Genomic DNA, 252 nt, shown 5'->3' with positions numbered 1-252 from the left:
GATGGGCCCGCGTGAGTGGGTCATGGCCAAGGCGCAGTTCGCCGTCATCTTCGGCGAGCGCTTCACCCGGGCCATGGCGGCCTGATGTTCAACCCGCCGCTCACACACGGAATTTCCGATAGTCCCCTGAAGGGCTTCCCCGATGCGATCCGGGCGGTGTTCCCCGAGGCGCTGGTCCAGACCTGCATCGTCCACCTCCTGCGCCACAGCCTCGACTTCGTCTCCTACAAGGACCGCAAGCTCGTGGCGGCG

1 protein-coding gene is annotated in these 252 nt (G+C 66.3%); it reads left to right on the top strand.

Annotated features, from left to right (window positions below; translation table 11 throughout):
* Positions 1–81: 81 nt before the first annotated feature.
* Positions 82–252: transposase (locus FV242_RS34215; protein WP_281407141.1), on the top strand; the 171-nt coding region annotated here is incomplete at its 3' end.

The sequence above is a fragment of the Methylobacterium sp. WL64 genome (genome assembly GCF_008039945.1).
Taxonomy (GTDB): Bacteria; Pseudomonadota; Alphaproteobacteria; order Rhizobiales; family Beijerinckiaceae; genus Methylobacterium.
The sequence above is the reverse complement of the archived record's forward strand: the minus strand, read 5'-3'. Positions and strand labels throughout refer to the sequence as shown.